The 19,156-nt window shown below is 29.6% G+C and carries 22 protein-coding genes; 14 read left to right on the top strand and 8 right to left on the bottom strand.

Annotation, left to right across the window (positions count from 1 at the left end):
* Both L8Y18_RS07705 and L8Y18_RS07710 read right to left on the bottom strand, forming a co-directional pair.
* On the bottom strand, window positions 1-1,119 hold a 1,119-nt coding region (locus tag L8Y18_RS07705), incomplete at its 3' end, for a flagellin hook IN motif-containing protein (RefSeq protein ID WP_263676611.1).
* A 74-nt stretch (window positions 1,120-1,193) separates the two neighbouring features.
* The gene (locus tag L8Y18_RS07710; RefSeq protein WP_263665091.1) at window positions 1,194-2,906 is read right to left on the bottom strand and encodes a motility associated factor glycosyltransferase family protein; all 1,713 of its coding nucleotides are present in this window, start codon (window positions 2,904-2,906) and stop codon (window positions 1,194-1,196) included.
* A gap of 130 nt (window positions 2,907-3,036) precedes the next feature.
* Here L8Y18_RS07710 and topA point away from each other — a divergent pair, with 130 nt between their 5' ends.
* Genes topA through L8Y18_RS07735 form a run of 5 tightly spaced genes read left to right on the top strand, consistent with a single transcriptional unit; the run spans window position 3,037 to window position 8,564 of the window.
* Window positions 3,037-5,121, top strand: a complete 2,085-nt coding sequence (gene topA, locus L8Y18_RS07715; RefSeq protein ID WP_412175797.1) for a type I DNA topoisomerase — start codon at window positions 3,037-3,039, stop codon at window positions 5,119-5,121.
* The gene (locus L8Y18_RS07720; RefSeq protein ID WP_263660821.1) at window positions 5,121-5,957 is read left to right on the top strand and encodes a biotin synthase; all 837 of its coding nucleotides are present in this window, start codon (window positions 5,121-5,123) and stop codon (window positions 5,955-5,957) included. The genes topA and L8Y18_RS07720 overlap by 1 nt, the downstream gene beginning before the upstream one ends.
* Window positions 5,938-7,116 (top strand): cation:proton antiporter, encoded by a 1,179-nt coding sequence (locus L8Y18_RS07725; protein ID WP_133319939.1) that lies wholly within the window; start codon window positions 5,938-5,940, stop codon window positions 7,114-7,116. Before L8Y18_RS07720 ends, L8Y18_RS07725 begins: the two co-directional genes overlap by 20 nt.
* 39 nt (window positions 7,117-7,155) lie before the next feature.
* Window positions 7,156-7,914: a 3'(2'),5'-bisphosphate nucleotidase CysQ gene (locus tag L8Y18_RS07730; RefSeq protein ID WP_263676612.1), complete on the top strand. Its 759-nt coding sequence runs from the start codon at window positions 7,156-7,158 to the stop codon at window positions 7,912-7,914.
* Window positions 7,914-8,564: a hypothetical protein gene (locus L8Y18_RS07735; protein WP_263676613.1), complete on the top strand. Its 651-nt coding sequence runs from the start codon at window positions 7,914-7,916 to the stop codon at window positions 8,562-8,564. The genes L8Y18_RS07730 and L8Y18_RS07735 overlap by 1 nt, the downstream gene beginning before the upstream one ends.
* On the opposite strand, the gene L8Y18_RS07740 is transcribed toward L8Y18_RS07735, so the two are convergent.
* From L8Y18_RS07740 to L8Y18_RS07750, 3 genes are read right to left on the bottom strand one after another with little or no spacing between them, the layout of a single operon-like run.
* Window positions 8,557-9,333, bottom strand: a complete 777-nt coding sequence (locus L8Y18_RS07740; protein ID WP_263676614.1) for a UDP-N-acetylmuramate dehydrogenase — start codon at window positions 9,331-9,333, stop codon at window positions 8,557-8,559. The two genes, L8Y18_RS07735 and L8Y18_RS07740, sit on opposite strands and share 8 nt — an antisense overlap.
* Window positions 9,330-9,596, bottom strand: coding sequence for a flagellar biosynthesis protein FliQ (gene fliQ / locus L8Y18_RS07745; protein ID WP_012660903.1), 267 nt, complete (start codon window positions 9,594-9,596; stop codon window positions 9,330-9,332). The genes L8Y18_RS07740 and fliQ overlap by 4 nt, the downstream gene beginning before the upstream one ends.
* Before the next feature lie 27 nt (window positions 9,597-9,623).
* Window positions 9,624-10,487, bottom strand: a complete 864-nt coding sequence (locus L8Y18_RS07750) for a menaquinone biosynthesis family protein (protein WP_263661715.1) — start codon at window positions 10,485-10,487, stop codon at window positions 9,624-9,626.
* Window positions 10,488-10,596: 109 nt separating this feature from the next.
* Between L8Y18_RS07750 and recA the strand changes: the two genes are divergently transcribed.
* From recA to L8Y18_RS07770, 4 genes are all read left to right on the top strand, one after another.
* On the top strand, window positions 10,597-11,631 hold the full coding sequence (gene recA, locus L8Y18_RS07755; protein WP_087700900.1) for a recombinase RecA: 1,035 nt from the start codon (window positions 10,597-10,599) through the stop codon (window positions 11,629-11,631).
* The gene (gene eno, locus L8Y18_RS07760) at window positions 11,631-12,875 is read left to right on the top strand and encodes a phosphopyruvate hydratase (protein WP_263665096.1); all 1,245 of its coding nucleotides are present in this window, start codon (window positions 11,631-11,633) and stop codon (window positions 12,873-12,875) included. The genes recA and eno overlap by 1 nt, the downstream gene beginning before the upstream one ends.
* 101 nt (window positions 12,876-12,976) lie before the next feature.
* Window positions 12,977-13,153 carry a hypothetical protein gene (locus tag L8Y18_RS07765; protein WP_259443318.1) on the top strand — a complete coding sequence of 59 codons (177 nt, stop codon included), beginning with the start codon at window positions 12,977-12,979 and terminating at the stop codon, window positions 13,151-13,153.
* Window positions 13,143-13,826 carry an AMIN domain-containing protein gene (locus L8Y18_RS07770; protein ID WP_133319946.1) on the top strand — a complete coding sequence of 228 codons (684 nt, stop codon included), beginning with the start codon at window positions 13,143-13,145 and terminating at the stop codon, window positions 13,824-13,826. Before L8Y18_RS07765 ends, L8Y18_RS07770 begins: the two co-directional genes overlap by 11 nt.
* 16 nt (window positions 13,827-13,842) lie before the next feature.
* On the opposite strand, the gene L8Y18_RS07775 is transcribed toward L8Y18_RS07770, so the two are convergent.
* Window positions 13,843-14,226, bottom strand: coding sequence for a group III truncated hemoglobin (locus tag L8Y18_RS07775; RefSeq protein ID WP_263676615.1), 384 nt, complete (start codon window positions 14,224-14,226; stop codon window positions 13,843-13,845).
* Between the two features lie 108 nt (window positions 14,227-14,334).
* On the opposite strand from L8Y18_RS07775, the gene L8Y18_RS07780 reads away from it, so the two are divergent.
* Window positions 14,335-14,811 carry a cysteine permease gene (locus L8Y18_RS07780; protein WP_133319948.1) on the top strand — a complete coding sequence of 159 codons (477 nt, stop codon included), beginning with the start codon at window positions 14,335-14,337 and terminating at the stop codon, window positions 14,809-14,811.
* Here the strand turns inward: L8Y18_RS07780 and L8Y18_RS07785 are convergent.
* On the bottom strand, window positions 14,780-16,090 hold the full coding sequence (locus tag L8Y18_RS07785; protein ID WP_133319949.1) for an MFS transporter: 1,311 nt from the start codon (window positions 16,088-16,090) through the stop codon (window positions 14,780-14,782). The two genes, L8Y18_RS07780 and L8Y18_RS07785, sit on opposite strands and share 32 nt — an antisense overlap.
* Window positions 16,091-16,092: 2 nt before the next feature.
* Window positions 16,093-16,254 (bottom strand): highly acidic protein, encoded by a 162-nt coding sequence (locus tag L8Y18_RS07790; protein WP_133319950.1) that lies wholly within the window; start codon window positions 16,252-16,254, stop codon window positions 16,093-16,095.
* Between the two features lie 87 nt (window positions 16,255-16,341).
* Between L8Y18_RS07790 and moaC the strand changes: the two genes are divergently transcribed.
* The 4 genes from moaC to L8Y18_RS07810 form a co-directional block, all read left to right on the top strand.
* The gene (gene moaC, locus L8Y18_RS07795; RefSeq protein WP_263660829.1) at window positions 16,342-16,815 is read left to right on the top strand and encodes a cyclic pyranopterin monophosphate synthase MoaC; all 474 of its coding nucleotides are present in this window, start codon (window positions 16,342-16,344) and stop codon (window positions 16,813-16,815) included.
* Entirely contained in the window at window positions 16,793-17,056 is a 264-nt protein-coding gene (locus L8Y18_RS07800; RefSeq protein ID WP_133319952.1) for a DUF493 family protein, read from the top strand. The genes moaC and L8Y18_RS07800 overlap by 23 nt, the downstream gene beginning before the upstream one ends.
* Before the next feature lie 12 nt (window positions 17,057-17,068).
* Complete coding sequence (locus tag L8Y18_RS07805) at window positions 17,069-18,199, top strand: hypothetical protein (RefSeq protein ID WP_133319953.1); 1,131 nt, start codon at window positions 17,069-17,071, stop codon at window positions 18,197-18,199.
* Window positions 18,200-18,249: 50 nt separating this feature from the next.
* On the top strand, window positions 18,250-19,156 hold a 907-nt coding region (locus L8Y18_RS07810; RefSeq protein ID WP_263659934.1), incomplete at its 3' end, for a cache domain-containing protein.

Raw genomic sequence — 19,156 nt, forward strand, 5'->3', positions numbered from 1 at the left:
GTCAATATTACCTTTTGATTCTCTTAAAGATATAGAAGCTTGAGAGATCATGTCAGCTGCACCCATACCTATGGCAGAAAGATTGCTTCCTGATATTAAAATATCCTTACCATCATTTTTGATTAAAGATAAACGACCATAATTTTCATAATCTTTTTTCATAATACCAGCACCAGGACCCATATCGCCTTCTATTTTAATACCTCTACCATCTCTTGAGGTTAATACAAGCCTACCATTAGCATCTTTGGAAGCTTCTACTCCTGTGGTATCTTTAACAGAGTTAATTGCTGAGATTAAGGCTCCATTTTCATCACCATCTTTATACTCAACCTCACCAATTTTTACTCCGTTGATAGCAAAATTTTGATCAGTTTTACCTGCTTTGATATTACCAACACCTGTAGTTTCAACTAAGAAATTTGCCCTAACCCCAGTGATATCAGAAACTCTATTAATTTCTTCAGCTAAAGCACCTATACCTGTTCCTACTGAAGTAGAAATCACTACAGGCTGGAATTTAAAATCATCTATACCATTATAATTTTTAATAGTAAGTTGAGCTATACCACTGCTTTTAGCTTGAGAACCTGTTTCAAATCTAGTTACACCTATTTTAGAACTTTGAGTTGAACCAATGCTTGCTTTGATAGATTGATTTGATTGTGAGCCTACTTGGAATTCTTGATTTACAAAACCACCACTTAACAACTGCTTTCCATTGAATGAAGTTTGATTTGCAATATTATCAAGTTGCTCCATCAAACGATTAATATCAGCTTGAAGCATATTTCTTGTTTTGGTAGTTTGTCCATCTTGTGCTGCTTGAGTAGCTTTTACTTTGATAGTATCTAAGATTTTAAGCTGCTCATCCATAGCCTTATCAGCTGTTTGCAAAATACCTAAAGCATCATTACCATTGCTTATAGCTTGACCTAAAGTGTTAGCTTGTGATCTTAAGCTATCTGCTATAGCCATACCTGAAGCATCATCTGCTGCAGAGTTGATTCTAAGACCTGAGCTTAATCTGCTTAGAGAGCTATCTAATGCTCTTGAGTTTAAATTTGCGTTGTTTTGAGCATTTAAAGATGCCACATTAGTATTTATACGAAATCCCATTTTAAATCCTTTTAAATAAATTCAACCGCTTCCATGCAGTTGTTTAAGCTATATCGAAAAAATGATAAAAAAATTTATACTTTTAAGATATTTTTATATTCATTTATAGAATTTTCTATACTTGCTAGACTTAACGCTGCAATTTCTAAAAATATTTTTAAAAAATCTACATAACTTGATAAAGCATTTTGAGGTTCTTGATACAAACTCACATTAAAAAAAGCTCTATAATAAAACAATGGTTTGTACATAAAACTTTGTAAAATTTTTGCATTATCTAATAAATCATTAAAATCAAAAATAAATTCTGATACTTGCTCATTAAAAACTGCGTTTTGATTTTGCAAAATTACTAAAAGATCTTTTGCTTTTTGATGCAAAGCATTTAACTCTAAATAATCTTTTTGTAAAATTTCCAAAGATTTTTTTAATAATTTTTCTTGTCTATTGATACTTAAAGTATTTGGAAATATATAATCTTGTTTTTTTCCTTTATATAACGCTAAAACCTTTTCAAAAGGTATCTCTATGGTATAATCTATAAAAGCTCCACCTTCTGTGGCATTGTAAAATTTAACATCAGGATGAGATAAAAATAAAACTTCCAATCTTTTTCTAAATTCATCCCAGCCTATATTTGTTTGAATAAACCCTTTCTTTCCATAAGACAAAACATTTAATTTAGTAGCATCGTGTTGAGCTTTTTCCTCATCACGAAAAGTAAAGTTAGCTGCATCTGCGTGAGATTTTCCACTATCACTAAAAGCCAAATCTTGTCCTATCATGATTACATTAGTAAATCCCAAAGCTATAGCAAAATTATAAGCAAAATGAGCCACATTAATACCAATATCTAAATAACCAAAATCATTTAAATTAAATTTTTGTTGATAATCTAAATTTTTTAAAATAAAAATTTTTGGATTTTTATTTTCTAAAATTTGCATTAAAGCTTTATCTACAGCAGCATTTATAATATAAATGGGTTCTTTTTTGCTTTGTGGTAAATTTTCATAAAAACTTGCACATTCTTCGTAAATATCCATAGAAAAAACAAAATCAGGATAAATTTCATTCTTAAGTAAAGTTTTATAAGTAGCATCTAAAGCAAATATCACATAATCATCTTGACAAGTTTTTAAAAGCTTAAGTTGTTTATTTAAAGAAGGGCCTGCACACGCCACAATAACACTTTTATTTCTTCCTTTATTTTCATAAATAAATCTTTGAAAAGGAGTATTTTTTAAGACTAAAGGTATGTTAGATAAAAATTGTTTATAAATTTTAGCATCCATAGTAAAACTTGTATCAACATTTCCCACCACTCTTTTTATCACATCTAAGCACTTTTGATACACAAAATCAAACATGGGGCTATTGTTATAAAATTCACTATAAGGTAAAAGTTTAAAAAGCCCTAAATACTCAAAACAATCTTTTTGTGAAAAAAGCAAAACAAGATACTCTTCTAATCTTTTCTCTTCTACATCACAAAGATATATTTTTCCGCTTGAAAGCTCTTGACTTAAATCCATCTTACTTAAAACATTAGCAAAAAATTCTGATTTATCAAAAATAAAAATATGTTTATTAATAAGTTTTTTCAAAAAAAGCCCATCTCCTATACCGCAAAAAAATATATTAGGTTTTATTAAATCATCTTTTGAGGGCACAAAGGGTGTTTGACTTGGAAAGATGTCGATAAATTCTTCTTTTAAAGATAGAATTTTTTCTTGTAATGGTTTATTGGTAAATTCTAAAGCTTGTAAGTTTTTTTGCAAAAACATTTTATATCCTATGAAATTAAATTATAAAAAATTATATCATTAATTGCATTTTATTTAAAAATCCATCTAAGCAAAAAATTTAACTTTTTTTTATACACTTTTACTAATTTTAATCCTTATAAGGAAAATAATGAAAAATTTAATCATAGTAGAATCACCTGCTAAAGCTAAAACCATAGGTAATTTTCTAGGTAAAGACTATGAAGTAATAGCTTCTAAAGGCCACATTAGAGATTTACCTAAAACTAGCTTTGGTATAAAAATAGAAGATGAAAATTTTAAACCAGAATATAGAATTTCAAATGATCATTCAAGTTTAGTAAAAGAACTCAAAGAAAAGGCTAAAAAAGCTAAAACCATCTACCTTGCAACCGATGAGGATCGTGAGGGTGAAGCCATAGCTTATCATATAGCTAAGGCTATTAATAAAGATGAAAATTCCCTACCACGCATAGTTTTTCATGAGATTACTAAAAGCGCTATAGAAAATGCTTTAAAAAACCCAAGATCTTTAAATGTAAATAGCGTCAATGCTCAACAAACTAGACGCTTACTTGATCGTATAGTAGGCTATAAATTAAGTCCTTTACTAAATCAAAAAATCCAAAAAGGCTTAAGTGCAGGGCGTGTGCAAAGTGCGGCTTTAAAAATCATCGTCGATAGGGAAAGAGAAATAAAAGCTTTTATTCCTTTAAAATACTTTAGTATAGATATGATTTTTGAAAAAGACTTGCAAGCTGAATTAGTCGAATTTCAAAATCAAAAGATAGAAAAACTAAGTCTAACTAACGAAGATAGAGCCAAACTCATCTTTGAAGCTTGTAAAAATGCTAACTTTAAAATAAAAGATATAGAAAGTAAAGATAGAAAAATAGCTCCACAAGCACCTTTTATGACTTCAACCCTGCAACAAAGCGCGAGCAATCGCCTAGGTTTTAATCCTAAAAAAACCATGATGATTGCTCAAAAACTTTACGAGGGTGTAAAAACCCATCAAGGTATTATGGGTGTGATCACTTATATGAGAACTGACAGCTTAAACATCGCAAAAGAAGCTTTAGAAGAAGTAAGAAAACTCATCAAAAATGATTTTGGCAAAGAATACCTACCAAACAAAGCAAATATTTATACCACTAAAAGCAAAGGCGCTCAAGAAGCACATGAAGCTATAAGACCGACTAATCTTAGCTTTACGCCAAAACTTGCAAGTGAATTTTTAGAAAAAGATGAAGCAAGATTATATACTTTAATATATAATCGCTTTTTAGCTTCACAAATGAATCCTGCTATATCTCAAACTCAAAATGTCTATGCAAAATCAAATGAAGCAAGTTTTAAAATAAGCGGTAGAAAAATTTTATTTGATGGGCATTATAAAGTATATGGAGATATGGATAAAGATAAAATTTTACCTAATTTAAAACTAGAAGATATACTAAATATACAAAATATAGAATTAAGCTCACATTTTACCGAGCCACCTTCAAGATACTCTGAAGCTGGGCTTGTTAAAAAGTTAGAAAATCTTGGCATAGGACGCCCTTCAACTTATGCTCCAACCATCTCTTTACTTAGTGCAAGAGAATATGTGCGTATAGATAAAAAGCAAATCATACCTAATGAAATAGCCTTTGTTGTAACAGAGGTTTTAGAACAAAACTTTAGTGATATAGTAGATAGTGATTTTACTTCTAAAATGGAAGATAAACTTGATATCATTGCAGAAGGCAAAATGGACTGGCAAGAAGTTTTAAGAGAGTTTTATTTTCCTTTTATGAGAAAAATTGATGAAGGTAAAAAAAATATAAAAAGCCAAAAAACTTTCACAAAGCTAGATGAAACCTGCCCTGATTGTGGTGGAGAGCTTGCTATAAGAAAAGGAAGATATGGAGAATTTATAGCTTGTTTAAATTTTCCAAAATGTAAATACTCAAGAAATTTAAAACAAGAAACACAAAATGAAGAAAAAAGCGAGAAAAAACTCAATACCATAGGCGTGAAATGCCCAAGCTGTCAAGAAGGCGAGATCGTGGAGCGTTTTTCTAAGCGTGGTAAATTTTATGGATGTAGTGCTTATCCAAAATGCAACTATATAAGTAAATACAAACCAAGTGAAGAAAAATGTAGCAAATGTGGCGAAACTTTGATTATCAAAGAGCTTAAAAAAGGCACATTTTTAGAGTGCTTAAAATGCAAAATCAAAAAGGAAATTTAATGCAAATTATGCTTTGTGCTATATCTAATATAGCAAGTGGAGGGTGCGGGGAAGATTGTAAATACTGCACTCAAAGCGCTCATGTAAAAACTAATATCAACAAATATAAAAGAAAAGATATAGATCAAATTGTTTTAGAAGCTAAAATGGCTAAGAAAAATGAGGCTTTAGGTTTTTGTTTAGTTACAGCAGGCGCTGGACTTGATGATGAAAAACTTGAGTATGTGTGCAAAGTAGCTCATGCAGTGCAAAAAGAAGTAGAAGGACTTTTACTCATAGCTTGCAATGGCATAGCAAATTTAGAACAACTCAAAGAATTAAAAAAAGCAGGAATTTTTTCTTATAATCATAATCTAGAAACTTCTAAAGAATTTTTTCCAAACATATGCTCTACGCATACTTGGGAGCAAAGATTTCAAACTAATCTTTATGCTAAAGAAGCAGGTTTAATGCTTTGCTGTGGCGGAATTTATGGTCTTGGAGAAAGTGAAGCCGATAGAAAAAGTTTTAGAACAAGTTTAAAAGAGCTTGATCCTTTTTCCTCGCCTATTAATTTTTTCATACCAAATGAAAATTTAAAGCTCAAGCAAAACTTATTAAATGCTGATGAGGCGTTAAATATCATCAAAGACACTAAAAAAGATTTACCAAATGCACATATCATGGTAGCAGGTGGTAGAGAAGTAGTGCTAAAAGAAAGACAATATGAAATTTTTGACGCAGGAGCTAGTGCTATAGTAGTAGGTGATTATCTTACAACTAAAGGCGAAGAACCTAGCAAAGATATACAAAAACTAAAACAAATGGGATTTAGCTTTGCTAGCTCATGCCATTGATGCTCAAGCTGCTACGGATTTAAAAATTTTATTAGTCGTAGCAGGATGTTTGCTTACTTCACCTTATATTGCTAAATTTTTAAAACTCCCACTTTCAGCCACTGAAATTATGCTTGGCTCTTTTATAGGATTTTTAGGTTTTATAGGAGAAAGTGAGAATTTTAAGCTTTTGGCTAATGCAGGATTTTACTATCTTATGTTTATAGCAGGGATGGAAATCAATCTTAAAACCTTTTTAAAAACCGAAAGAAGCTTACTTAATAAAGCTTTTATTTACATCATACTTTTATATGTTTTTAGTGTTTTAGCGGTTGAAAGTATAGATATTTCTTATATTTTTGTCATTATCATACCTGTTATGAGCGTGGGTTTGCTCTCAACGCTTTATAGAGACTTTGGCAAAAACTGTGAATGGCTTAATGTATCCATGGTGGTAGCCACTTTAGCTGAAGTTGTGAGCATAGTTTTACTTACCATAGCTGCAGCATTTTTGGGAAAAGGTGCTGATCTTTTCTCACTCACTCAAAATTTATTATACTTGGTGGGATTTTTAGCACTTTGTATTTTTGGATTTAAATTTTTAGAAGTACTTTTTTGGTGGTATCCACAACTTAAAACCATACTCATGCCTTGGCAAGATCAAAATGAAAAAGATATAAGATTTTGCATGGCAATTTTCATAGCCATAGTTGCGATTATGATTTATTTTAAACTTGAAGTTGCACTTGGAGCTTTTATAGCGGGTTCATTTATAGCTACTTTTTTTGATCATAAAAAAGACTTAGAGCACAAACTTTCTAGTTTTGGTTATGGCTTTTTAATCCCTATATTTTTCATTTATATAGGTTCAAGCTTTAAACTCCAAATGCTTTTAAATCCTCAAGTTTTAATCATAGCTTTTTCACTAACTATCTTTATGATAGGACTAAGAATACTTTGTGCTATGACTTTTGTAAAAATACTTGGTTTAAAAAATACCTTTTTATTTGGCTTAAGCCATTCTATGCCACTAACCTTACTTATCGCAGTAGCTACGCTTTCTTATCAAACTAATATTATCACTCAAGATATATACTCAGGATTAGTACTTACTGCTTTACTTGAAGCAATTTTAGCTATTAGCTTAATAAAATTTATCAATAATCTTAGTAGAAAATAACTCTACTAAGTATTTATTTTCACTTGCTATAATTTTCTTATGAAAAATTTAGACACACTTTTAGAATTAGCCTTAAAAGCGGGCAAGGAAGCCTCTAAGGTATTGCTTGAATATAAAGACAAAAATACCTTATGGCTTAAAGATGATGATTCCCCAGTAGGTTTAGCTGATATAAAATCTAATGAAGCCATTAGTGAAATTTTAGCTTCAAGCGATATAGCTATATGCTCTGAAGAAAATATACTTTCTTATGAAGAAAGAAAAAATTTAGAGTATTTTTGGCTAATAGATCCTCTTGATGGCACTAAATCTTATGCTAAAAAAGATAAAGAATATTGTGTTTTAATCGCATTAATCCATAAAAACACTCCTGTGCTTTCGCTTATAGGCGATGTGGAAAATAATGCATTTTATTATGCACATACCCATACTAAAGTTTATAAAAATAATGAAATTTTAAATCTTAGTCTAGAGCAATACGAAAAGGTTAAAAATATAGCCCTTTACTCTAAAAACCATGATAATAATGAAGATTTTTTTATTCAAAATCATCTTGAAGGCATTAAGGTTTCATCTGCTTTAAAGTTTGTATATTTACTTGAAGCAAAAGCTGGAATTTACCCGCGTTTTGGCGGCCCAAAAGCTTGGGATATAGCCGCGGGAGATTTCTTAGTCAAACAAAATGGTGGAATTTTATACGATTTTGATAAAAAGGTCTTAAACTACAATAGTCCTGATTTTAAACTTCCAAGTTTTATAGCTTTTTCTAAGAATGAATTTAAATTAAAAGGTTTTTAGTGAGATTTTTTTTGGTGTTTTTGTGTTTTTTAAGTGCTATTTATGCCAATTCTTTTGCAAATAAAAAAATCATCAAATTACAAAATAATGATGATTTTAATATCATCAATCTTGATCAAGATATAAATTATGATAAACTCTCACACATTAGTACCTTAGCTTTAGTGCCAAGCTATGAAAAAGAATATAATTTTTATTTTTCAAATTTAAAAATCGATGCTAAAAGCATGGCAAAAGACACACTAAAAGCATTAAGTGCTATTTTAAATGAGCAAAATAATTTTGCCTTACTTAGTCAAAAAGAAAATCAAACTTATATCAATAGCCAAAATATCTTACAAACAAATAAAAATTTCATCGATGCAAGTGAGTTTTTAGAATTTAATCGTTTCAAAAAGGCTGATTTTATTATTTTGCTAGATTTAAAAAGCATTCAAGCAAGCCAACAAAATTTCTTGCTTTTTTCCAATTTTGAAGTCAAAGCCGACATAGAATACAAACTTTTTAATGCCAAAACAAAAAAACTAAAAGATCATAAAATCCTTACTATCAATACTCAATTTAGCACAAATGATAAAAATAAATCTTATCAAGAATTAGTCCATGAAATAGCTAAAATTGTTTATGAAGATATTAAAAATACTATATAATTACCACTTCTTCTTCTAAAACAATCCCAAATTCTTCAAAAACTCTTTTTTTAGCAAGCTCTATCAAAAATAAAGCATCATCAAAACTAGCATGTTTTTTATTGATTAAAAAATTTGCATGTTCATTACTAAACATCGCATCATTTTTGCTAAAACCTTTAAGATTAACTGCTTCTATCAACCTTCCTGCATGATCGTTTTTGGGATTTTTAAAAATAGAGCCAAAGCTAGCACCTTTTGGTTGATTTTTTCTTGCATTTTTTAAAAGCTCATCTTTAACTGAGTCAAATCCATATTCTAAAAAAAACTTCGCGCTAAACATCACTTCTTTAATAGGATTAAACCTATAAGCAAAAGCAATATTTTGTTTTAAAATTTCTTGATTAAAAGTGCAAATACTAATTAAATTTTTGCTAATATCCTCATCTTTTAATCCTGCATTCATTTTTAAAATACCGCCCAAAGTCCCTGGGATATTTTTTAAAAACTCAAAGCCTTTTAGGTTATTTTCTTTAGCAAAATGATACATTTTAAAAGATTTTACACTAGAGCCCATCTCTAAAAACATGCCTTTTTCATTTTGCTCTAAAATTTTAATATAATCAAAACTTTTCCCTAAAATTCCAAGTTTTTTGGGTTTTGGAGAGATTAAAAGATTATTTGCCCCACCTATTAAAAAACCATCAAATTCGCAAGGCTCTTCAAGTATTTGCACTTCAAAGCTCTCACCTATACGCACAGAAGAATACTTAGAAAAATCAATAATCATCTAATAAAGCTTGGAATTTGATTTAAAATATTAGTTGTAAAATCAATCATAGAACTTATCATCCAAGGCATTAAAAATACTATTACCACAACAACAAGTAAAATTTTTGGCACAAAAGAAAGCGTGGCTTCGTTAATTTGCGTTACAGCTTGAAAAATACTTATAATAAGCCCTGCAATAAGCCCTGCTAAAAGCATAGGCAAAGAAAGCATAAGTGTGATTTTAAAAGTTTGTACACCCAAGGCTACTAAAGTACTTTCCATATTTTCTCCTTAAAAATTTAAATTCTATCAAGAATTTCTAAATTCTTCATACTCACTAGGGATAAGATAATCTTTACTTTTTATTAACTTCTCATAAAATCCATGATTATATCCAAGCTCAAAAAGCTTATCTATGGCATTGTATTGTTTATCATTCATATTAATAGAGTTTTTATTTGCATATAAATTTAAATACACATCAAGTTTTTGTGCATCAACGCGTATTAAATTACGCTCTAAAAGCATGGAGGCTAAGATTTTTCTATTATGATCAGCTACTTCTACTGCTTTAATCAAATCTTTTTCAACCGCTATTGCATCACTAAGCGGTAAAGATCTTCTAAGGGCCATACCACCTAAAGGTAAAGGTAAATCATTTTTTGCTAATTCTTGCCAAATATCCCAAAGTTCAGCCTCAACACACAAACTAGAATCAAATTCTAAAATGCTCTCATGTATAAGCACTCCCGCATCAACTTCATCTTCTAAAACAGCCTTTTCAATCTCTAAAAAATTCTTATAAATTATTCTAGCTTGTGGATATTTTATGCGAAAGATTAAAGCATTAGTAGTGTGTGCTCCACTTAAAGCAACTTTAAAATTTAGCTTTAATTTTTTATTCTTTTTTTTAATAAGCTTTGGCCCATAACCCTCACCAAAACTCACAGCAGTTTTTAATAAAGCATATTCACTAGCTATTAAAGGATAAAGTGCAAAAGATATCGCACTAACATCGTATATATTTTCCAATGCAAGTTCATTTAAAGTTTGTATATCCAAGGCTGTATTTTCATACTCATAAGCATTTCCAACCCAACCAAATTTAATTGCCATATACATAAAAATATCATCAGCATCAGGAGAGTGTGCTACGCTAATTTTTTTATTCATTTTTTTCCTTAAAAATCTAAAAAAGTATTTTAGCAAAATTCAAAATAAAAACTTATATTAAATTTCTTTTTGATACAATTTTAAACATATTATAAAAGGATTAACAAGCATGGATGATAATAAAAGAAAATCACTTGATGCAGCCTTAAAAAGTCTTGATAAAACCTTTGGAAAAGGTACTATTTTAAGACTTGGCGATAAAGAAGTTGAAAAAATTGATTCTATTCCTACAGGTTCTGTTGGACTTGATTTAGCTTTAGGAATTGGTGGGGTTCCAAAAGGAAGAATTATAGAAATTTATGGACCTGAAAGTTCAGGTAAAACTACACTTACCTTACACATCATAGCAGAATGTCAAAAAAAAGGTGGAGTTTGTGCGTTTATTGATGCTGAACACGCTCTTGATGTAAGATATGCAAAAAATTTAGGTGTTGATACAGAAAATCTTTACATCTCTCAACCAGATTTTGGAGAACAAGCCTTAGAAATCGTTGAAACTATAGCAAGAAGTGGAGCCATTGATCTAATAGTGGTAGATAGCGTTGCTGCACTTACTCCAAAAGCAGAAATCGAAGGTGATATGGGAGATCAACATGTAGGTCTTCAAGCAAGATTAATGAGCCAAGCTTTAAGAAAATTAACTGGTATCGTTCATAAAATGAACACTACTGTAATTTTCATCAATCAAATTCGTATGAAAATAGGCATGATGGGCTATGGCACTCCTGAAACAACTACTGGCGGAAATGCTTTAAAATTTTATGCTTCAGTGCGTTTAGATGTAAGAAAAACAGCCACCTTAAAACAAAATGATGAGCCTATTGGAAACCGCGTTAAAGTAAAAGTGGCTAAAAACAAAGTAGCCCCTCCTTTTAAACAAGCTGAATTTGATGTGATGTTTGGTGAGGGTGTAAGTCGTGAAGGCGAGCTAATAGATTATGGTGTAAAACTTGATATTATTGATAAAAGTGGTGCATGGTTTTCTTACAAGGCTTCTAAACTTGGTCAAGGTAGAGAAAATGCTAAAGCCTTTTTAAAAGAAAATCCAGCTATTGCAGATGAAATTACTCAAGCTATACAAAACTCAATCGGTATAGATAGTATGATTTTGGGCGCAAAAGAAGACGATGAAGGAGAAGAATAATGTTGATTATTGAAGATTTAAGAGCTTTTGAAGTTTTAGATAGTAGAGGCAATCCTACCATTAAAGCTGAAATCATGCTAAGCGATGGCAGTGTGGGTAGTGCTATCGTTCCAAGTGGTGCAAGCACAGGAAAAAAAGAAGCTTTAGAATTAAGAGACAATGATGAGAGATTTGGCGGAAAAGGTGTTTTAAAAGCTATTGAAAACATCAATGGCACCATAGCTGAAAACATTATAGGGCTTGATGCGTTTAATCAAACTCAGCTAGATAATACTCTTTTAGAACTTGATGGGACAAAAAATTATTCCAACCTAGGAGCAAATGCAACTTTAGGAATTTCTATGGCAACAGCGCGCGCTGCTGCTAATGCACTAGGCGTACCTTTATATCGTTACTTAGGTGGAGCAAATGCAAGTGTATTACCTGTGCCAATGTGCAATATCATCAACGGCGGTGCGCACGCAAACAATAGTGTAGATTTTCAAGAATTTATGATTATGCCTTTTGGTTTTTCAAGCTTTAAAGAAGGATTGAGATCAGTTTGTGAAATTTATGCAGTATTAAAAAAAGAATTAGCTAATCTAGGTCACTCTACTGCTTTAGGCGACGAGGGTGGTTTTGCACCAAATTTAGCAAACAACACTGAACCACTTGATCTTTTAATGACTTGTATTAAAAAAGCAGGCTATGAAAATAAAATCAAACTAGCACTAGATGTAGCAAGTAGTGAGCTTTATAAAGATGGTAAATACCATTTAGAAGGTAAAGTTTTCTCAAGTGAAGACTTGATTACTCGCTATGAAGAATTATGTGCTAAATATCCTATTTTTAGCATTGAAGATGGTTTGGCTGAAGATGATTATGAAGGTTGGATTAAACTCACTCAAAAGCTTGGCAATAAAATTCAACTTGTGGGTGATGATTTGTTTGTAACTAATGAAGATATTTTAAGAGAAGGTATCATGAAAAATATGGCAAATGCTGTATTGATTAAGCCTAATCAAATCGGAACAATCACTCAAACTATGAGAACAGTAAGACTAGCTCATAGAAATAATTACAGATGTATTATGAGTCATAGAAGCGGGGAAAGCGAAGATGCTTTTATAGCTGATTTTGCAGTAGCGCTTAATACAGGACAAATCAAAACAGGAGCTCTAGCAAGAGGTGAAAGAACAGCTAAATATAATCGTTTGTTAGAAATCGAACTTGATAATGATGAGTATTTAGGAGATAAACTCTGAGTGATTTATTAAAAGAGTATGATGAGCATTCTAAAAAGAAGGAGGCTCGTCATCATCTAATAAAAACTATTGCATTATCATTTATAGCTATTATTGTTGCTATGTATTTTGGTAATATGTTTTTTGGCAAATCCTCTTTAGATGTTTTATTATCGCTTAAAGAGGAGCAAAAAATTTTAGAGAAAAACATAATAACCTTAAAAGCTAAAAATGCCCAAGCTCAAAAAGAATACTTACAGCTTTTAAGACTTAAAGGAGAAAATTCGCATGAGAATTAAATTTTTTTTACTATTTTTATTATCCTGTGTATTTTTAAATGCAAAAGATAATCCTTTTGACAATAACTCAGAACAACAAAACACCGAATTTGTAAAACTTAGTCCTTTTCAAAGACAGGATTTTACTTTTAATTCTGATGCAAGAATTTTAAAAAATATTACCATTACCTACATTAACCTTGATGGCTCTGAAGAGCAAACTACTCTAGATATATACAAAAGTATCAATTGGCATGACACTTACTCATTTATAAAAGCCAAAAGTCCAAATGCCACACCTATACTTGATGTTTCTGTTACTGTGCCACAAGAACAAGGGGTAAAAAACACTAAAACAGAAGAAAACAATACCACTTTAAATATTGAAACACCAATTTTTAGTGGAAATATTTATAATTTTATTTCTATTAGCTTTTATAATAATAAGATTAATATCAAAACCGAAGATAGAATGCTAAGACATTTATCTATAGGAGATCCAACTAAAATCATTATAGATTTTGCTAAAAAGCAAAATTTCAATACAAAAACTTTACAAGTTAATACTGCTCATGTTAGAAAAGTTGTATTTGGATCACATAAAGGATATTATCGTTTGGTAATTTATCTTGATGGAAAATATAGTTATAAATACTCTCAAGGTGAAAATTTACATACCTTTAACTATCGCTAAGAGTTTTTAAAAACTCTTAAGCAAATCTGTGATCATAAATAATCATTTGAAATCTTTGAGCTATCATTTTAGCTCTTTCTATAATAATACTTCTTGGTTCATCTTCGAAAACTTCTTGCAAACTCTCATCAAACAGATTAAGCCAAACATCAAAAAATTCTCTTGGAAATGAAGGTAGTTCATGATGAGCTCTCAAAGGAGAACCGCTATAACTTGGATCACCTAAAAACATCCCTGCCCAAAAACTTGCTATTTTTTCTTTGTGTTTTTTCCAACTCTCATCATCTATACCAATTTTTTCATTAAAAATAGGCCCTAAATCCTTGTCTATTCTAACTTTTGCATAAAAAACATCCATAAGTTTTTTTATACCCTCATGATTAATAGCATCAAATTTCATGTTTTTCCTTCAAAATAATTTTGGATAATTGTATTGAATTTATGAAGCAAAAATATAAACAAAAGTCAATTTTTAGTATAATCATAAAAACAAATTTAAAGAAAAAATATGACTTATACTATTTTACCACCCAATCAATTCTTGGATAATTATATTTTAAATATACAATTACACCAATTAGCAAATATTTCTAAAAATGCTTATAAATTTTGGAAAAATGTTCAGGCAGCACGCTATCAAGGCACAAGAGTGGTATTTTTACATAAAAAAAGTATTTTACAAAAACACCAACATCTTATACAAAAATGTGAAAATCTAAGTGGCTTTGTATTAGCAAGTGCCTTTTGCTCATTTACTACTTTAGCTCCATCACATTTGGTAGAAAAAAATAATTCTCAAATTTATAAAATCTTAGATATAAAAGAAGTTTGTGGGGTTAAATTTGTAAATTTAAAGGCATTTTACGATTTTTTAAATTTAGATTATAATTATAATATTTATATCGAAAAATGCCATTTTTTCAGTCCTACTCCTTTGGAAAAACGCATTAAAATCACTGAGAGTATGTGCGTTGGGTATTACTAAGATATTTAAATATCAAAGCACAAGCAAGCGAAATTATAGCCATAGCAAACATATAAAATCCTAAAGAAAAACGAGCAATATTTTCTAAATTTCCCAAAGCAATAGTGTGTAAAAATAAAGCAAGTTGCGGAGTAAACCCACCAGCTATTGCATAAGCTATATTATAAGAAAAACTAAGCCCTGAAAATTTAATCTTAGCATCAAATACCTCACTCATCATCAAAGGACAAAAATTCATCACTCCGGTAAAAAAGCAAGCGCTTAAATAGTACACACTCACTAAATTAAAATCAGGTGTTTTAGTATAAAGAGCGTTAAAATAAAATAAACAAGTTAAGAAAAATCCTAGCGAAAAAATCATACAAGCTTTTACTATACCTATTTTATCAGCCAAAATTCCACTTAATATACAACCAATTACAAGCAAAACTATACCAAACATTTGTATGTAAGTTTGAAAGCTTGCATCAATATTTAACATTTTTGCCATAAAAGAAGGTATAGTTAAAATCATCACAACAATACAAGCCGTCAAAACCCAAGTTATCAACATAGAAAGTACAACGCCCAGCTTAGCTTTTTTAAATACTTCTTTTAGAGGGAATTTTTCTAAAGCCTTATCTTTTTTCATTTGTTCAAAAACAGGTGTTTCTTGTAAAAATTTACGCAAATAAGCAGAAATAATCCCAAAAATTCCTCCTAAGAAAAATGGAATTCTCCAGGCCCATTCATAAAGTTCTTCTTGTGTAAAAAACTTATTCATCATTAAAAATACAAAACTTCCAAGCAAAATTCCACCTACTACAGAAGCTGTTAAAAATCCAAGATAAGTGCGTTTTTGTCCATTTGGAGCATGCTCAAAAACAAAAACCCAAGCACCAGGTAATTCCCCACCTATAGCTATACCTTGACAAATCCTTACAAATATTAAAAATACTATACATAAATATCCTATGCTTTCATAAGTAGGTATAAAAGCAAGCATAAAAGTTGGCACAACCATCAGTAAAATACTAAGCATAAACATTTTTTTACGACCAAATTTATCGCCAAAATGTGCCATGATTATACCACCAAGTGGTCTAGCTAAATATCCTGCGGCAAAAATTCCATAAGTATTAAACATTTTCCAAAATGGACTTAAATCTTCAGGAAAAAAATTTTTAGAAATATAACTTGCAAAAAATACAAAAATGATAAAATCGTAAAATTCTAAAGTCCCTCCCAAAGAAGAAAGACTCAAAACTTTTATGTCTTTTTTAGTAAGATTTTTACCCACGATTAATCCATCTCATAAGTATCATCATCACTATAATCATCATCGTATTCATAATCATCATCATCATAATTATATGATCTTTGATTATTTGCATAAGTATCATCATCTGCTTCATCATACATTTCATCATCATAATTTTCAAATTCTTCATCATCATAAGCCATTGCAAATCCTTTAAAATTTTTTAGTAGTATTTTAATATAAAAATATACATTTTGGTATAATTTTTCAAACTTTACTTAAGGAAAAATATGAATTTAACGCATTTAGATGAAAAAAATCACCCCAAAATGGTAGATGTAAGTCAAAAAGATATTACCCAAAGAGAAGCTTGTGCAAGTGGTAAAATATACATGAGTAAAGAAGCATTTGAAGCTATCATTGAAAACAAAGCTAAAAAAGGGCCTGTTTTGCAAACTGCCATCACAGCAGCCATAATGGGAGCTAAACAAACTTCAAATCTTATCCCAATGTGCCATCCTTTAATGATCTCAAAAGTACAAACCCATATAGAAGAAAACAAAGAAGAATGTTCTTTTCAACTCTTTGTAACCGTAAAATGTGAAGGAAAAACAGGGGTTGAAATGGAAAGCTTAACAGCTGTTAGCATTGGGCTTTTAACTATTTATGATATGGTTAAAGCTATTGATAAAAGTATGCAAATTACTGATATAGTTTTAGAAAACAAAGAAGGAGGAAAAAGTGGTAAATATCTGCGATCTTAAAAAAGAACCTATTATAAACTACCCTACTTTTTGGGATTATAAAGTCGTTTTTGAAGCTGAAGTTGATGCTTTAGAAATTTTCACTCAAATACTCAATGAAAGAGAATTTAAATATAAAATCTCAAATACTAGCAAACAAGGAACATATAAAAGTTATCTTTTAAGTGTTTATGTCGATAGTAAAGATGATCGTTTAAATATTTTTAATCAATTAAAAAGTAAAGCGAAATTTGTATTATAAAAAAGGAAAAATATGAAAAATTTAGCCATAATTTTTGAAAATTCTCTCTTAGCTTGTGAAAAAAATGAAATTCCAAACTTAATTAGTGAGCTTGTTTTTAATCTAAGTTATAAAAAAATTAGTTTTGAAAATACTAGCAATGAAGAGCTTTTTGCTATCTTTTCTAAAGTATTAGAAAAACTTGGACTTATAAATGAAGAAAATATTTCCAAAATAATCCAAGGTATTATTAAAGCTAGAGTTGAAGAAGATAAAAAAGCATTTTTTGTTTATATTAACGAATATGGCAAATTAAAAGTAAAAATAGAAGAACAAAAAAACACCATTAAACACAAAATTTGCGATAACTTTTTTGATTTAGAAAAGACTTTAAAAGATTTAAATTTAAATGAATTTAATATAAGTATCAATGATGCAATGCTTTATGATATAGAAATACTAGGCCTTTTAAAAGAAACTGCCGAGAGTGCTTTTATCACAACTTTAGAAAAAGGTGAAAACATAGAACTTACATCTTGTGAAATTGCTAAAAACCTTGTATTTAATGCAATTTGTGAAGGAAGCTTTGAAAAAGAAAGAATTTTAAAAATATCCCAAGTAGTTTTAAATGCTGCTTTTGAACTTGCTAACGAATCAAAGGCTTTTGCTTATGATTTATGTATAGGAAGTATTTATGGGACACAAGAAGGAATTTCTTTGGCAATTGAAAAATTTAAATCAAGCTTTGCATATAGCGCTTTAGAACATGATTTAAAAAATAAAGAAAAAGAACTTATAGACATAGAGCAAGAATTTATCCAAATGCTTAAAAAAATATCATTAGAATTTAATAATCCCGTAAAAGATATACTTAAAGATTTATTAGAAAATAAATTTGACACTTTATTTGCTAAATTTAAACGCTTAATACAAGAAAACAGAGAACAAATTCTTATCAAAATTAATGAAATTAAACAAAATCCAAAAATTGATGATTTTAGCAAGCTAGCACAAAGCAAACTCAATATCTTAGCTAAAGAGTTAAATGAACTCGAAAAACTCGCAAGCCATAAATATAAAAATTTAGATAAAAACAATGCAAAAGAATTGGGAGTGAGATTGTGGGAAAAAGCAAAAAAATTAATTAAAAAAAATATTAATTGATAATTAATTTTTAAAAATTAAAATTACAAAAATAAAATACGGAGGAAATTATGTTTAACACTTTGAAAGTTAAATTGTCTTTAATGGCAAATTTTTTCACTGCACTAAGTTTGATTATTTTAGGTGTGTTAAGTTTTTACTTTACCAAAACATACCTTTATGATAATGAGCTAAAAAGGCAAAATGATATTTTACAAGTTGCTCGAACTTCTTTAGAAACATTTCGAAAGCACAATAGTGATTTAATTTTAAATTTGGAAAAAACAATTTTGGAATTTCCATATGAAAAATTAAATTCCGAACAAGCTTTGATAGATAATGTTGGCTCTATTTTAAAATCATATAGAAAAGCTTCTGGAGTTTTATCTGCTTTTATAAGTTTAGATAATGGAGAAAACCTTGTAAGTAATGATACTAGTGATAAAAATAATAAAAATATCGAAATTTATGGACAAAATATCAACTATGATGCTAGAACTAGACCATGGTATATTGGAGCCAAAGAAAATAAAGATATTTTCATCACTTCTCCTTATATTGATAAAGCAACAAATCAATATGTAATAACATATACTAAATCTATATATAAAAATGGTAATTTTGTAGGAATTATTGGGGTTGATATTCCAGTAAAAGAGCTTCAAGAAAATTTTGAAAATATGCCTGGCAATAGCTTTTTATTTGATGAAAATGGAAAGATATTTGTTGCTAAAAACAAACAGTTATTAGATCCATCGGTAGATCATGGACCGGTATTAAATGCACACAAACAAAATGGTGATTATTCTTTCTTTGAATATGGATTAAAAGGAAAAGAAAGACTAGGTATATGTGCTAAAATATCTTCTTACCTTGTTTGTAGCACCGAAAGTGCTGATGTTATAAATGAGCCTATTTTCAAAACAGCAACAATACAAACAATTGTTGTAAGTATCATGGTTGCCTTAAGTGTTATCA

The sequence above is a fragment of the Campylobacter sp. CNRCH_2007_0968H genome, assembly GCF_025773245.1.
Taxonomy (GTDB): domain Bacteria; phylum Campylobacterota; class Campylobacteria; order Campylobacterales; family Campylobacteraceae; genus Campylobacter_D; species Campylobacter_D lari_D.